This is a genomic window from Methylocystis parvus OBBP (assembly GCF_027571405.1).
Taxonomy (GTDB): domain Bacteria; phylum Pseudomonadota; class Alphaproteobacteria; order Rhizobiales; family Beijerinckiaceae; genus Methylocystis; species Methylocystis parva.
In genome coordinates, this window is sequence record NZ_CP092968.1 from 3,952,501 (window position 1) to 3,967,417 (window position 14,917).

At 63.3% G+C, this 14,917-nt stretch carries 9 protein-coding genes, 3 tRNA genes and 2 rRNA genes; 5 read left to right on the top strand and 9 right to left on the bottom strand.

The genetic code is table 11. The annotated features are described in order from the left end of the window. The first annotated feature begins 197 nt into the window (after positions 1–197). From MMG94_RS19125 to MMG94_RS19145, 5 genes are all read left to right on the top strand, one after another. A tRNA-Ile gene (locus tag MMG94_RS19125) sits at positions 198–274 on the top strand. Positions 275–296: 22 nt separating this feature from the next. Then, positions 297–372 (top strand) — tRNA-Ala (locus MMG94_RS19130). A gap of 346 nt (positions 373–718) precedes the next feature. Further along, a 23S ribosomal RNA gene (locus MMG94_RS19135) occupies positions 719–3,665 on the top strand. Positions 3,666–3,818: 153 nt separating this feature from the next. Beyond that, positions 3,819–3,934, top strand: a 5S ribosomal RNA gene (gene rrf, locus MMG94_RS19140). Positions 3,935–4,052: 118 nt separating this feature from the next. Continuing rightward, positions 4,053–4,129: transfer RNA gene (locus MMG94_RS19145), tRNA-Met, on the top strand. Between the two features lie 255 nt (positions 4,130–4,384). Here the strand turns inward: MMG94_RS19145 and MMG94_RS19150 are convergent. The 9 genes from MMG94_RS19150 to cobN are packed head-to-tail and all read right to left on the bottom strand — an operon-like array spanning position 4,385 to position 14,917. Continuing rightward, entirely contained in the window at positions 4,385–5,686 is a 1,302-nt protein-coding gene (locus MMG94_RS19150) for a cobyrinic acid a,c-diamide synthase CobB (RefSeq protein ID WP_016920905.1), read from the bottom strand. Continuing rightward, positions 5,683–6,447: a precorrin-4 C(11)-methyltransferase gene (gene cobM, locus MMG94_RS19155; RefSeq protein WP_016920904.1), complete on the bottom strand. Its 765-nt coding sequence runs from the start codon at positions 6,445–6,447 to the stop codon at positions 5,683–5,685. The genes MMG94_RS19150 and cobM overlap by 4 nt, the downstream gene beginning before the upstream one ends. After that, positions 6,444–6,851 carry a cobalamin biosynthesis protein gene (locus MMG94_RS19160; protein WP_016920903.1) on the bottom strand — a complete coding sequence of 136 codons (408 nt, stop codon included), beginning with the start codon at positions 6,849–6,851 and terminating at the stop codon, positions 6,444–6,446. Before MMG94_RS19160 ends, cobM begins: the two co-directional genes overlap by 4 nt. Then, on the bottom strand, positions 6,830–8,032 hold the full coding sequence (locus tag MMG94_RS19165; RefSeq protein WP_016920902.1) for a bifunctional cobalt-precorrin-7 (C(5))-methyltransferase/cobalt-precorrin-6B (C(15))-methyltransferase: 1,203 nt from the start codon (positions 8,030–8,032) through the stop codon (positions 6,830–6,832). Before MMG94_RS19165 ends, MMG94_RS19160 begins: the two co-directional genes overlap by 22 nt. Then, a complete protein-coding gene (gene cobJ, locus MMG94_RS19170; protein WP_016920901.1) occupies positions 8,032–8,784 on the bottom strand; it encodes a precorrin-3B C(17)-methyltransferase in 753 nt (250 codons plus the stop codon). The genes MMG94_RS19165 and cobJ overlap by 1 nt, the downstream gene beginning before the upstream one ends. Next, a complete protein-coding gene (locus MMG94_RS19175) occupies positions 8,781–9,524 on the bottom strand; it encodes a precorrin-2 C(20)-methyltransferase (protein ID WP_016920900.1) in 744 nt (247 codons plus the stop codon). Before MMG94_RS19175 ends, cobJ begins: the two co-directional genes overlap by 4 nt. Continuing rightward, the gene (locus MMG94_RS19180; RefSeq protein ID WP_016920899.1) at positions 9,521–10,153 is read right to left on the bottom strand and encodes a precorrin-8X methylmutase; all 633 of its coding nucleotides are present in this window, start codon (positions 10,151–10,153) and stop codon (positions 9,521–9,523) included. Before MMG94_RS19180 ends, MMG94_RS19175 begins: the two co-directional genes overlap by 4 nt. Continuing rightward, on the bottom strand, positions 10,138–11,418 hold the full coding sequence (locus MMG94_RS19185) for a hypothetical protein (RefSeq protein ID WP_016920898.1): 1,281 nt from the start codon (positions 11,416–11,418) through the stop codon (positions 10,138–10,140). Before MMG94_RS19185 ends, MMG94_RS19180 begins: the two co-directional genes overlap by 16 nt. After that, on the bottom strand, positions 11,402–14,917 hold the full coding sequence (gene cobN / locus MMG94_RS19190) for a cobaltochelatase subunit CobN (RefSeq protein WP_016920897.1): 3,516 nt from the start codon (positions 14,915–14,917) through the stop codon (positions 11,402–11,404). Before cobN ends, MMG94_RS19185 begins: the two co-directional genes overlap by 17 nt.

Below are 14,917 nucleotides of genomic sequence, written 5' to 3' on the forward strand. Positions count from 1 at the left end.
GACCTCTCGCTTTCTGGATCTCTTGGAACAAAACGGCCAGTCAGGCCGATCTTGCGGGACGCCCGCCGTCTTCGTTTCTCTTTCTTCTATCCAAGGACGAGCCCGCCCGGTAAGGGCGCTGGTTCGCATATCCCCGGAAGGTTGTGAGGCTTTTCGGATCGGGATATGCGCAAGGACTGGCGCGTCGGGCAGTTATTGGGCTTGTAGCTCAGTTGGTTAGAGCGCGCGCTTGATAAGCGTGAGGTCGGAAGTTCAAGTCTTCCCAGGCCCACCATTTTCGCGCAGCTTTTCCATATGGGGCCATAGCTCAGTTGGGAGAGCGCGTGCTTTGCAAGCATGAGGTCGTCGGTTCGATCCCGTCTGGCTCCACCAGACGGCAAGATTGCCGGCGCTTGCGCGAGGCTCGCAAGGGCCCGCCGGAGGCTTGAAGGACCTTGGATAAACCGAATCCGCATTTGCGCCGAAATGGCCTTATGCGTGCTGTCTGTCATCGTGAAGAGGAAACATATCCGATCGTTTATCGAACGGAAGCGAGATTGTCTGCATTCGTGCGGGTGATCGGACTTCGCATCGTTCGAGAAGGCGAGCCGCCAGTTGTGAGCATCTGCTTGACCGCGATGTTCTCGGATATGTTCGAAGCAAATGGTCTTTCTATCACACCCGCATATGGCGCAAGCCGTATGACCTCTGCCGAGGGGTGGGTGTTGATAATGAGAGCGATCAAGTGCCTTAAGGGTATTCGGTGGATGCCTTGGCGCTGAGAGGCGATGAAGGACGTGGTACGCTGCGATAAGCCGTGGGGAGGTGCGAACAACCTTTGATCCGCGGATTTCCGAATGGGGAAACCCACCTTCGATCTCTGTTATTCCGAAGAGTTTGATCTGCGCGCACAGCGCAGGATCAACGTCATCGTGTTCCTTGAAGGGGAACGGCGGGCTTTGGCCCCGGCGTCGCGCAAGCGGCGCTAGGAGCGAACGCGACGCCGAGCCAATGCGAGGGGCGCGCCGCTTGCGGCGCAAAAACGCGATGTCTTTGGACTAACAGAGATCATGAGAAGGTATTTATGACTGAATCCATAGGTCATAAAAGCGAACCCGGTGAACTGAAACATCTAAGTAACCGGAGGAAAGGACATCAACGAGACTCCGTTAGTAGTGGCGAGCGAACGCGGACCAGGCCAACGCTTTTGATCTTCCAACTCGAACCGTCTGGAAAGTCGGGCCATAGCGGGTGACAGCCCCGTAGGGATTTCGAAGATTGAGAGATACGAGTAGGGCGGGACACGTGCAATCCTGTCTGAACATGGGGAGACCACTCTCCAAGCCTAAGTACTCCTCAGCGACCGATAGTGAACAAGTACCGTGAGGGAAAGGTGAAAAGCACCCCGACGAGGGGAGTGAAACAGTCCCTGAAACCGGATACCTACAAACAGTCGGAGCCCAAGGTTCGTCCTGGGTGACGGCGTACCTTTTGTATAATGGGTCAGCGACTTAAAGTAACGAGCAAGCTTAAGCCGGTAGGCGTAGGCGCAGCGAAAGCGAGTCTGAACAGGGCGTTCAGTTCGTTGCTTTAGACCCGAAACCGAGTGATCTAGCCATGAGCAGGTTGAAGGTGCAGTAACATGCACTGGAGGACCGAACCGGTGTCTGTTGAAATAGACTCGGATGACTTGTGGTTAGGGGTGAAAGGCCAACCAAACTCGGAAATAGCTGGTTCTCCGCGAAAGCTATTTAGGTAGCGCCTCGCATGTATTCTCCAGGGGGTAGAGCACTGGATGGGCTAGGGGGTCCCACAGACTTACCAAACCCAACCAAACTCCGAATACCTGGAAGAACTGTGCGGGAGACACACGGTGGGTGCTAACGTCCATCGTGGAGAGGGAAACAACCCAGACCAACAGCTAAGGCCCCCAATTCGCAGCTAAGTGGGAAAGGATGTAAGAATCCCAAAACAACCAGGAGGTTGGCTTAGAAGCAGCCATCCTTTAAAGAAAGCGTAACAGCTCACTGGTCTAAATAAGGGTTCTCGCGCCGAAGATGTAACGGGGCTCAAGCTGCGAGCCGAAGCTTTGGGTTCATCCGCAAGGGTGAGCGGTAGCGGAGCGTTCCGTAAGCCTGTGAAGGAGTAGTCGTGAGACGCTCTGGAGGCATCGGAAGTGCGAATGCTGACATGAGTAACGAGAAACACTGTGAAAGACAGTGTCGCCGAAAGTCCAAGGGTTCCTGCGTAAAGTTAATCTTCGCAGGGTTAGCCGGTCCCTAAGGCGAGGCCGAAAGGCGTAGTCGATGGGAATCACGTTAATATTCGTGAGCCAGCGGATGGTGACGCGTGGGGTAGATTGTCTGGACTTACTGGATTGTCCGGGCAGTGAACTCGCGCCAGGAAATAGCCTCCGCATCAGACCGTACCCGAAACCGACACAGGTGGACTGGTAGAGCATACCAAGGCGCTTGAGAGAATGACGTTGAAGGAACTCGGCAATTTACCTCCGTAACTTCGGGATAAGGAGGCCTTCTATCTGCGCAAGCAGGTGGGAGGGGCACAGACCAGGGGGTGGCAACTGTTTAACAAAAACACAGGGCTCTGCGAAATCGCAAGATGACGTATAGGGTCTGACGCCTGCCCGGTGCCGGAAGGTTAAGAGGAGAGGTTCACGCCTTGAATTGAAGCCCCGGTAAACGGCGGCCGTAAATATAACGGTCCTAAGGTAGCGAAATTCCTTGTCGGGTAAGTTCCGACCTGCACGAATGGCGTAATGACTTCCCCGCTGTCTCCAACGTCAGCTCAGTGAAATTGAATTCCCCGTGAAGATGCGGGGTTCCTGCGGTCAGACGGAAAGACCCCGTGCACCTTTACTGTAACTTTGCATTGGCATTCGTGTCGGCATGTGTAGGATAGGTGGTAGGCTTTGAAGCCGGGGCGCCAGCTCTGGTGGAGCCACCCTTGAAATACCACCCTTATCGTCATGGATGTCTAACCGCGATCCGTCATCCGGGTCCGGGACAATGCATGGTAGGCAGTTTGACTGGGGCGGTCGCCTCCCAAAGAGTAACGGAGGCGCGCGATGGTGGGCTCAGAGCGGTCGGAAATCGCTCGTCGAGTGCAATGGCATAAGCCTGCCTGACTGCGAGACAGACAAGTCGAGCAGAGACGAAAGTCGGTCATAGTGATCCGGTGGTCCCGAGTGGGTGGGCCATCGCTCAACGGATAAAAGGTACGCCGGGGATAACAGGCTGATAACCCCCAAGAGTCCATATCGACGGGGTTGTTTGGCACCTCGATGTCGGCTCATCACATCCTGGGGCTGGAGAAGGTCCCAAGGGTTCGGCTGTTCGCCGATTAAAGTGGTACGTGAGCTGGGTTCAGAACGTCGTGAGACAGTTCGGTCCCTATCTGCCGTGGGTGTCGGAGAATTGAGAGGATTTGTCCCTAGTACGAGAGGACCGGGATGAACATACCTCTGGTGGACCTGTTGTGGCGCCAGCCGCAGTGCAGGGTAGCTATGTATGGACGGGATAACCGCTGAATGCATCTAAGCGGGAAACCCACCTCAAAACCAGTTCTCCCTCGAGAGCCGTGGAAGACGACCACGTTGATAGGCCGGGTGTGGAAGCAGGGCGACCTGCGTAGCTTACCGGTACTAATAGCTCGATCGGCTTGATCGCTCTCATTTATCAACGCCCATCGCAAACGGCGATGGCAAAAAAACAAATAGAAAGACCATAGCGGGCTTCGGCAATCGGCAGTAGGCAGTCGGAAATCGACTGCCGAAGCCCGACTGCCGACTGCCCCTCTTGCTTCGAAATGTGTTTCGCCGGCCTGGTGGCCCTCGGCGAAGCGATCAGACCCGATCCCATCCCGAACTCGGCCGTCAAACGCTTCCGCGCCAATGGTACTATGTCTCAAGACCTGGGAGAGTAGGTCGTCGCCAGGCCTGCCAAACACATCCTCCTCTTCAACGATCTCGCAAAAAAACGGCAAGCGAATAGGGAGTGGCGAATAGCGAGTAGACCAAACTATTCGCCAGTCGCCACGCCCTATTCGCTCCCTGCCGCGGGGTGGAGCAGCCCGGTAGCTCGTCAGGCTCATAACCTGAAGGTCGTAGGTTCAAATCCTACCCCCGCATCCAAACTCCCTTACTTTCAAAGAATTGGCGGCCGCGCCGCTATTTTCCGGATCCTCCCGTTGCGCATCTAATTGCGGCGCAGCAAAAACTGCCTTGACACTTGTGCGATGCAGCATTACAAAAGAGAGACGCAGCGAGGTTTTGTCTCGCTTCGTAGCCCTCCTTGGGCGTTTCCTCCCTTGACTTGGGCCGCTGGCTTTCCGGCGGCCCCTTTTTTTGTCCTGATCGCGCGGCAGCGTTTGGATTTTCGGGGCGGCTTCAGTTGATCAGATGAAAGAATGAGCCGGAAATGAAGCTGTCCCGTAGACCTGCCGGAGCGTCGGCGTCGCGATAGGCGTCGCGGGCCTGGACAAAGGGCGTCCCTTCCTCTTTCAGCACGCTGGCATAATGAAATTCGTGACCCCGCAGCGCTCGTCCGGCGGGGCCGAGAAAGTGATCCTTCTCGATCGTCGCGCGGCGATAGCCCAGATGCAGCCTGCGCTTGGCGAAGGTTGTCTCGAGCCCGAGCAGTTCGGCCATTCGATGCGGTCGACCGTCGGCGTCGATCAAGACGCGCCCCAGCGCCATATAGCCGCCGCACTCCCCATGAACGGGTTTGGTCCGGGAAAAGCGGCGAAGACCCTCGAAGAACATATTGGCGGCGGCGAGCTTGCCGGCGTGAAGCTCGGGATAGCCGCCGGGGAGCCAGCAGAGATCGCAATCCTGTGGCGGCGGCTCGTTCGCCAATGGCGAAAAGAAGCGAAGCTCAGCCCCGGCGCGTCGCCAGCTTTGCGCGAGGTGCGGGTAAAAAAAGGAAAAAGCGTCGTCGCGCGCGACCGCGATGCATTGCGCCGGCGGCGCGAGGTTGGGCGCCATTCGAGGCGGCGGCGTTTCGCCGGCGCGAGCCGAAGCGACGACGGCGTCGACGTCGACATGCGCCTCGACGAAATCCGCCAGCGCCTCCAGCCGATTTTCGATTTCAGCCGTTTCGCCCGCTTGAACGAGGCCGAGATGACGTTCCGGCAAGGTGATTGCGTCGCTGCGAGGCAATGATCCGAAAACCGGCAGCCCGACGGTTTGAAGGCTTTCAGCGACGAGGCGTTCATGTCGCTCGCTTCCGACGCGATTGAGGACGACGCCGGCGACCACGACGCGCGGATCATGCAGTGAAAGCCCGCGCAGGAGCGCCGCCGCCGTCTGCGCCTGTCCGGACACGTCATGCGCGATCAGCACAGGCCAGCCGAGCAGGGCGGCGACATCGGCGCTCGCGCCGACGCCGGCCGCGCCGCCCGGCGCGCCGTCAAAGAGGCCCATCGCCCCTTCGGCCACGATAATGTCCGCATCTGCGCCCGCCAGCGCCGCAAGCGCAACGATCGTGTCCGCCTCCATCGCCCAGGAATCGAGATTCAGGCTGTCCCGGCCGGTCGCCGCCGCGTGAAAGGCGGGATCAATATAATCAGGCCCGCATTTGACCGCGGCGACGCGCATTCCGCGGCGCGTCAAGGCGCGCATCAGGCCAAGCGCGAGCGTGGTCTTGCCAGAGCTCGAGCGCGCCGCCGCGATGAGAACGCCGGGCGTCAAACGCCGCCTCGCGGCCGGAAACGGCGATCATAGCCGGCGTCGTAAAGCGCGCTTTCGCGGAAAGCTTCCGCCGCGAGCGACGGGCCGACGAGAATGAGGGCGGTGCGCTCCATCGGCGCCTCGGCGGCGCGCGCCTCGATATCGGCGAGGACGCCGCGCAGCACGCGCTCGTCCGGCCAGGAGGCGCGGTAGACGATCGCAACGGGACATTCCGGGCCATAGAAGGGCGTGAGCTCTTCGACGACGCGCGGAAGAACGTGAATGGAAAGATGGATGGCGAGCGTCGCGCCGGATTGCGCGAAGGTCGCCAGCTTTTCGCGTTCCGGCATGGCGGAGGCGCGGCCGGAGGTGCGCGTAAGCACGAGCGATTGCGCGACTTCGGGAAGCGTCAGCTCGCGCTTCAGGGCGCTTGCGGCGGCGGCGAAAGCAGGCACGCCCGGCGTCATGTCGTAGGGAATGCCGAGCGCGTCGAGCCGCCGCGTCTGTTCGCCGACAGCGCTCCAAACCGAAAGGTCGCCGGAATGAAGCCGCGCAACCTCGAATCCCGCATCATGCGCCGACTTCATTTCAGCGATGATGTCGTCGAGCGAGAGCGGCGCCGTGTCAATAATGCGCGCGCCATCCGGGCAATAGGCCAGCACGCCTTTGGGCACCAGCGAACCGGCGTAAAGGCAGACGGGACAACGAGCGATCAGGTCGCGGCCGCGGATGGTCAGGAGATCGGCGGCGCCGGGGCCGGCGCCGATGAAATGCACGGTCATTCTACTTCCTCGGCGCCGACAGCAAGCGCACAGGCGGCGTAAGGCGTCGCGAGGCGCGGCGCCAGCAATCTGCTTTTGGGGCCGGCGCCGACAAGCGCGGCGGCTTCGGCGACGCTGCCGACGCCGAACATCGCCTGCACGCGCGGCGAATGCGTGGGCGCTGCGCCTTTGCGCGCTTTCAGCGCTTCGAGCGGCAGAAAAACGAGCGGGACGCCGAGCATGCGCGCGGCTTCCTGGACGCCAGGCTCCTCTGCTTTGCTTTCCAGGGTGCAGAGCGACAGGCGCTCGAGCGGCGCGTCGTGTCGCCCCGCAACCTCGCGGACGAGATCGACGATCGCCTCAGCCGCGACGCCTCGGCGCGCGCCAATGCCAGCCGCATATCTCACTGTTTCGTCGTGCGCCATTGCAGCACCGCCATGCCGGGATCGAGCGCGTGGAAGCGTCCGACGGGATGCGCGCGCGAGAACTGCAGATATGTCAGATCGCCGCCTTTTTCTTCGAAAGCTCGAACGAGCAGCGTCTGCGTTTCGAGCGTGACGGCGTTGACGACGATGCGTCCGTTCACGGGAAGGCGCCGCCATGCCGCCTCGAGCGTTTCTTCATCGGCCCCGCCGCCGATGAAAATCGCATCGGGCTGTTGAAGCGCTTCGAGCGCTTGCGGCGCGGCGCCGGTGACGATGTCGAGGTCCGGGACGCCGAGCGCGAGAGCGTTGCGCGCGATGCGCGCGGCCCTCTCCGGATCGCGTTCGATCGCAATGGCGCGATTGGCTGGATGGCTGAGCATCCATTCAATGGAGATGGAGCCCGACCCGGCGCCAATGTCCCACAATGTTTCGCCCTTGCGCGGCGCCAGCGTGGAAAGCGTGACGGCGCGGACTTCGCGTTTGGTGAGCTGGCCGTCATTTTCGAACCACGCGTCCGGTAGGCCCGGAGCGAGCGGAATGATCCTCGCGCCCGGCTCGGCGACGATTTCGATGGCGACCGCATTGAGCGCGCAGACCCCGTCCAGATCGAATGCGCCGGCGCGCGTTTCGCGCAGGCGCTCACGCGGGCCGCCGAGATGTTCGAGAACGAAAAGGCGCGAGGCGCCCATTCCTTTCGAGGCGAGATGAGCGGCGATCCGAGCGGGCGTGGTCTCGTCCCAGGAAAGTGCGATGATCCGCGCGCGAGGTTGAAGTTGCGGCGTAAGCCGTTCGAAGGCGCGGCCATGCAGCGAGAGGAGCGCGCAATCCTGCTGGCTCCAGCCGAGCCGCGACGCGGCGAGCGAAAATGCGGAGGGCGAGGGAATGCACAGGATCTCGTCTCGGGCGACATGGCGCGCAATGAGGTCGCCGACGCCGTAAAAGAAAGGATCGCCGGATGCGAGCACGACTGTCGGCTTTCCGCGTCGCCCGCATATTGTCGGCAATGCGTCCGTCAATGGAGAGGGCCATTGCAAACGTTCGGCGGAGGCGTCGCCGACAAGCGCAAGGTGCCGCGCGCCGCCGACGATCAAGGTCGCCTGCGCGATCAGCGCCCGCGCGGCCGGCGCGAGCGCTTCGGCGCCGTCTTCTCCAATGCCGATGATGGAGAGCCATTTCTCCATCACGTCGCCTTTCGCGACGTATAGACCCAGTCGCGCGCCCCTTCGCGAGAGATCCGCTTCGTGCCGCTCGCGCCGATGATCACGAGAGTCGACATGTCGACCTCGCAAGGATCGACTGCCTCCAACGACGAAAAGATGATTTCCTCTTTCGCGCGTCCGATCGATTTTGCGAGGCTCACGAAAGTCTCGCCCGGCAGAAATTTTCGCAAATGCGCAAAGGCGTCGGCGATGCGGGTCGGGCGCGCGCGCGACGCAGGATTGTAGAGCGCGATGACGAAGTCGCCCTTCGCCGCATGTTCGAGCCGCTTCTCGATGACGGCCCAGGGTTTCAGATTGTCCGAAAGCGAGATGGCGCAGAAGTCGTGACCGAGCGGCGCGCCGAGACGCGCGGCGGCGGCCTGCATGGCGGATACGCCCGGCGCGACGCGGATGTCGAGTTCGCGCCATGCGCGCGGCCCGTTGTCAACCGCTTCGAACACCGCGGCGGCCATGGCGAAAACGCCGGGATCGCCGCCGGAGACGACGGCGACGACACGGCCTTGCATCGCGCGCGACAGCGCTTCCTTCGCGCGGTCGATTTCGACGCGATTGTCACTGGCGAGCCGGGTCTGGCCCTCGCGCACCGGCACGCGCGCGACATAGGGCTCATAGCCGATAATGTCCTGCGCGTCGCGGAGCGCTTCCTGCGCTTCGAGCGTCAGCCAGCGTTCATCCGCCGGTCCGAGCCCGACAATGTGGAGAACGCCGCTCATGGGCGCCGCCCCTCTCCGGGCACGAGCGCCATGGAGAAATAGGGCGCGACGTCGTCATGCTTCTCCGTAAAGCGCATGATCTTTTCGCCCGCCATCGTTCCGCGCTCGACATAGATCGCCCGCGAAATGACGCCGGCGCGCGTCAGGGCGCGGCGCAGTTTCGGGAAATTGCCGCCGAGCTTCATCACGACGGCGGCGTCGGTCGTCTTCAGACGCTCGGTCAGCAGGTCTTCGTCGAGCGTCGCCGGGAGAACGGTGAGCACGTCGTCGCCCCATGTCATGGGTTGCCGCGCGGCGGCGAAACAGCCGGACATGCCGGACACGCCCGCGCAAATCTCGACGCGAAAGCGTCCGTCGAGACGCGTGAACATATGCATGAAGGAACCGTAGAGCAGCGGGTCTCCTTCGCAGAGAAGCGCGACGTCGCAGCCCGTTTCAAGCTGCGAGCCGAGGCGCTTCGCGCTTTCTTCATAGAATTCCCCGAGCGCCGAGACGTAGCCGGGTTCGACGAAGGGAATTTCGGTCGTCACCGGATAAAGAAGCGGCAGTTCTTCGCAGCCCGGCGCAAAATAGCGCTCCGCGATCGCGCGGGCGTTGCTCGGTCTTCCCGGCTTGCCGAAATAGGCGACAGTTTTCGCTTCGCCGATGAGGCGCGCGGCCTTCACCGTAACGAGCTCCGGATCGCCGGGACCGAGGCCCACGCCGATCAGCGCGCCGGCTTTTTGCGTGCGCGGCTTCATTCCTTCTCGCTCGCCAGCGCGTTGACGGCGGCGGCGGCCATGGCGCTGCCGCCCTTGCGGCCTTTCACGATCGCATAGGGAACGCGTCCGTCCGCGGCGAGCGCGGCCTTCGACTCGGCGGCGCCCACGAAGCCGACAGGCATGCCGATGACGGCGGCCGGACGCGCCACGCCCTCGTCGAGCATTTCGAGCAGACGGAAAAGGGCCGTCGGCGCATTGCCGATCGCAACGACGGCGCCCTCCAGCCGATTGCGCCACAGCTCCATCGCGGCGGCGCTGCGCGTATTGCCGAGTTCGGCGGCGAGCGCCGCGACATTCTGTTCAACGAGCGTGCAGACGACCGGGTTATTCGCGGGAAGACGCGCGCGCGTCACGCCATGCGCGACCATATTCGCGTCGCACAGAATGGGGGCGCCCCTGCGCAAAGCGGCTTTGGCGGCCGCTGCGAAAGTCGGCGAGAAGTCGATGTCGTCGGCAAGCTCCACCATGCCGCAGGCATGGATCATCCGCACCGCGACTTTCTCTTCCTCCGGCGAGAAGCGCGCGAGATTGGCCTCCGCGCGGATGATCCCGAAGGAGCGTTCGTAGATCGCGGCGCCATCGCGAATGTAAGTCAGTGCGTCGGACATATTTTTTCCTCTGCGCGCCTGGCGAGCGCGCTTTCGACGGCGTCGATGTCCAGCCCCTCCAATCGCGGCGCGTCGCCGGCCTTGCCTCGGTCGACGAGATTGAAACGTTCGCCATTGGCGATAAGCGTCACGGGCGCGGCGCCGGGATGCGCGCAGCCTTTCGCACAGCCGGAGATATGGAGACCGACGCCATCTTCTCCCGCAAGCTTTTGCGCCAGCGGCGCAAGGCGCGCAAGAGCCGCACGGGTCGGCCCACGGCCCTGGGAGCACTCCGGCGCGCCGGGGCAGGCGACGACGGAAAGGCGCGGATCGCTGCCGGATATGATGAGGTCGAGCGCGCGGGCTCCGTCGATGATGCGTTGCGCGGCCTCGAGGCTATCGGCAGGGACGATGAAGACGCGCCAGTGCGTCGGCGTCAGCAGATCGCAGCCATGCAATTCCGCGAGTTCGGCGAGCGCGACGAGGTCTCGCGCGCGCCAGCGGCCGCAGGGCGCCGCGACGCCGACGGATATGGAGCTTTCTTGCTGTTTGACGCCGAGAACCGCATGCGCCGATATGGGCGCGCGCCATTCATAGGGTTGCATGGCGACCCCTGCTTCACGCAACAAGGAGTCGAGGCCGTGTTCGCCCACGACGCGCCGCATGCGCCGCAGTTCGGCGGGCCAATCCGCGCGCAACTTCATGAAAGCGCGCATCAACGCGGTCGTCGTCGCCGCGACCTTCTCCGCCGGGACAACCGCTCCAAAACCCGGCGCGCCCGCGACGCAGATCGCGGCGCGCGTCGCGTCGATCGCCTCGATGCGAATATCGGCCTGCGCATCGGCTAACGCGCCGCCGGCGGCGTCGAGGGAGATCAGGAATTTGGGAGGAACTCCGCGGAGCGCCGCGTCGCGCTCTTCGAGAAGCCGGAATTCGGCGACAAGCGCATTGACGTCGAAAGCGGCGGGCGCGCTTTTTCCGTGAAAACCGCCAGAGAGAATATCGACGCGCGAGCCCTGCGCGGGGAAGTAAAGTTCATGCTTTTGCAGGCGGCGCCGCGCGTCCTCCAGCGTCTCGGCCCGCAGCCCGCGCAACTGCAATTGCGCGCGCTGCGTGAGATCGACGAGACCGTTGCCGCAATCCGTCGCAATTTCCGCGACTGCGCGCAATTGCGCCGGGGTCAGAGCGGACTCTTTCGATTTTGCGCGGATGAGCAGGCCGTCGCCGCTTTCCATCGGGCGATGCGTGCTGGGACACCAGCCCTTGATCTCAAAGGCCGGCGACATGATCGCCTCCGACCTTTGACAGTATGTCGCGCACGCTGTTGCGCTGCGAGCGCCAGAGCGCGCGCCTTAGCGCCTCGTTGAAGACATGGGCGACAGCCTCCAGCGCGCGGGGATTTTCCCGCGCGAGGAAAGCGCGCACCTTGTCGTCGCCAAGCGTCGCCGAGAAAGCAAGGTCGAATTGCGCATCGCTGACAAGACCGCTCGTCGCGGCGAAGGCGTAAAGATTGTCGATCCCTTCCGCAATTTCCGCGCCGCCACGATGGCCGTGTCGCATCTGCCTTTCGAGCCAGCGCGGATTGGCGAGGCGCATGCGCAGCGCGCGGGCGATTTCGTCCCGGAGCGGGCGCGCGCGCAGATTCTCGGGACGCGTCGCGTCGAGATGCACGAAATCCGCGTCGCCGCCGAGCATTTTATTGGCCGCCGCGAAGCCGCCTTCGAAATCGGCGAAGGCGGGGCCGGCAAGGACGTCGACTTCCGCCATGTCCTGCACATGAACATGCGCCTCGGCGCGCGCGACCTGCGCGCTGAAAGCCTCCATCGCCGGGGCGCTCTCGCCCGCGCGATCGAGCGCGTGGCCGCCGGACTGGAGATAAGCGCTGGCGAGATCGTCGCGCGACAACCATTCGCCGCGCACAATTTTATCGCTCACGCCAAGGCCGTAGCTTCCCTGCGCAGCCCCGAAGATGCGCGTGAGACCGTCCGCTTCCTTCAGCGGATTGAACGCCGGGTCTTCGTCCAGCGCAGCCACAGCGCGCACGGCGTCGTCAAAAAGCGCGATGAGGCCGGGGAACATGTCGCGGAAGAGGCCCGAAACATGCAGCGTCACGTCGACGCGTGGAAAGTCGAGCTTCGCCTGCGGCAGGATCTCGAAGCCGATGACGCGCGCGCTCGCGGCGTCCCAGCGCGGCGCGACGCCCAGAAGAGCGAGCGCCTGCGCGAAATCCTCGCCGCCTGTGCGGATGGTCGCGCTGCCCCACAAATCGAGCATGACATGGCGCGGATATTCGCCATGCGTCTGCGCATGCCGCGTCATGATCTCATGCGCGGCGCGGCGGCCGATGTCGTAAGCCGTTTGCGTCGGCGCGTGGCGCGGGTCGATGCAGAAAAGATTGCGGCCCGTGGGGATCACATCGGCGCGGCCGCGCGACGGCGCGCCGGCCGGACCGGGCTCCACGAAGCGGCCTGAAAGCGCGTGGATCAATGCGCGGCGTTCGCTGGCTGCGCAGGCGTTGCGCACAGGATCGTCGTCGGCGCGGCCGAAGACATGCAGCCCGTCGCCGATGCGCATTTCCTTCAAGTCGCACATCCAGGCGTCGAGCCGCGTCAGCGTTTCTGCAATGTCGGTCTCTCGCGTCACGCCGCATTCGGCCGCAAGGCCGCTGCGTTCGGCTTCGTCCAGAATGGCGCCGGCGATGAGTTTCGCCCGGCGCGGATCGAGCGAAGCCGCCGTCGCATATTCATCGAGCAGCGTTTCGATCGCTGCCGCGGCGTCGAAGAGCCCCGCCTCGACGAGCGGCGGCGTGAGATGGCCGATGGTCACGGCGCCCGTGCGGCGCTTGGCCTGCGCGGCTTCGCCGGGATCGTTGACGATGAAGGGATAGATGAGCGGCGTCGGACCGAGCACGGCTTCGGGCGCGCAAGTTTCGGAAAGCATCACCGATTTGCCCGGCAGCCATTCGAGCGTGCCATGCGCGCCGAGGTGAAGGAGCGCGTCGATCTTCCACGCATGGCGCAGCCACAGATAGAAGGCGACATAGGCGTGGCGCGGCGGGCGCTGCATGTCGTGATAGGTTTCGTAGCGCGCCGTCCGCGCGCCGCGATCGGGTTGTAGGGCGATGAGGAGATTACCGCCGACGATGCAGGAAAAGCGGAAGGCGTCGCCGATGACGGAAGGGTCGTTGTGAGGCGCGCCCCATGTTTCACTGATGGTTGCGACGAATTCGGCGGGAAGATCGGACAGCCACGCGCGATAGTCGGCGACGGGAATGTCGATCACATGCGTCGCGTCTTCGAGCGCGCGAATGATCGGCCTACACTCCTCATTTTTCCTTTCGAAGGAGAAGAGGGAGGGACGTTTCGCGGCGCTTATATTGTCGCACTGGATTACTTCGCCTTCGGCTCGCAATGACGGTTGGGAGTCGAGGGAATAGTCCGCTTCGCGCAGCGCTGCGACGATCTCCGCGACGCTCGCTTCCACGTCGAGGCCGATGGCGTAGCCGCCGCGTCCGCGCCGCGCGGGGTAGTCGGAGAGGATGAGCGCAAGGCTCTTTTCCGAGTTCGGCTTGCGGCGCAGCCGCGCCCAATTGGCCGCGAGGTCGGCGACGAAGGCGATGCGAGATGTGTCCGGCGCATGGCGGGGCTCGTTGAGCTCCGCGGCGCCGCGTTCGGCGGTTTCCTTGAAGGAAATGGCGCGCGTGAAAATGCGGCCGTCGACTTCCGGTAGCACGATATTCATCGCGAGATCGGCGCCGTTGGCGCCGCGCGCGGAATTTTCCCAGGCCTCGCGCATGCAGGTGGCGAGCGCGACTTGCAGCACGGGCGCGTCGGCGCGGTCGAGCACGGCGCCGGAGTCGCGGCGCGCCGAGAAGGCCGTGGCGTTGAGAATGATGTCGGGCGCGAAGGCGTCGAGCGCCTGCGCGACAAAGGCTTCGCTCTCCGGCTCTTTGAGACTCGCGACATAGAGCGCGTCGACCGCGAAGCCGCGCTCGCTTAGCGCATCCGCGAGAGCGACGATGGGCGCGGTGTCGTCGGCGAGATAGAGCGAGCGATAGAAAACGATCGTGGCGCGCAACGCGGTCTTGTGCGCAATTGCAGAGAGCGTCCTCATCCTGAGGAGCCCGCGAAGCGGGCGTCTCGAAGGACGAGGACGCGCCGTCGGGCTGCTGTTTTCCTTACCCTCGTGCTTCGAGACGGCTCCTCTCGGAGCCTCCTCAGCATGAGGGTATGGAAAACGGCGGCCCGCTTCGAAGCGACCGGCATTGGCGACGGTCACGCTCTCGCACCAGTCGGCGGGACGTCCAGCGAGCGTAGATGCGTAGCCGAGAAAAGAGCGAATATTCTCCGGCCCGCCATCCTGGAAGAAACGCCAAATGCGCGTGAGCGTCTCGATGTGAAGCGTCGAAGCCTGCGTGAGGCGCAAATCCTCGACTGTATCGCCCGGCACAAGGGCGAGGGAAATGTTGCGCGCACGCGCGAGCGCTTCAAGCTGCTCGACGCCATAGGCCCAATATTCCTTGCCGCCGAGCAGGCGCACGACGATCAGCTTTGCGTGTCGCGCCACGGTGTCGAGATAGAGGTCGACGGAGTAGGGGTGCGTCAATTGCGCGAGCGGCGCGCAGCGCAGGCCGGGCAAAGCGCCGTCTTGCGCATGCAGGCGCGCGACGAGGCGCAATTCGGAGTCGGAGAAGGACAGAAAGACGATGTCGGCCGGAGTCTGGCCAAGATCCGTCGCCGCGCCGGAATCGTCGAGACTATGAAGATCGCGCGGGAGGAGATGCAT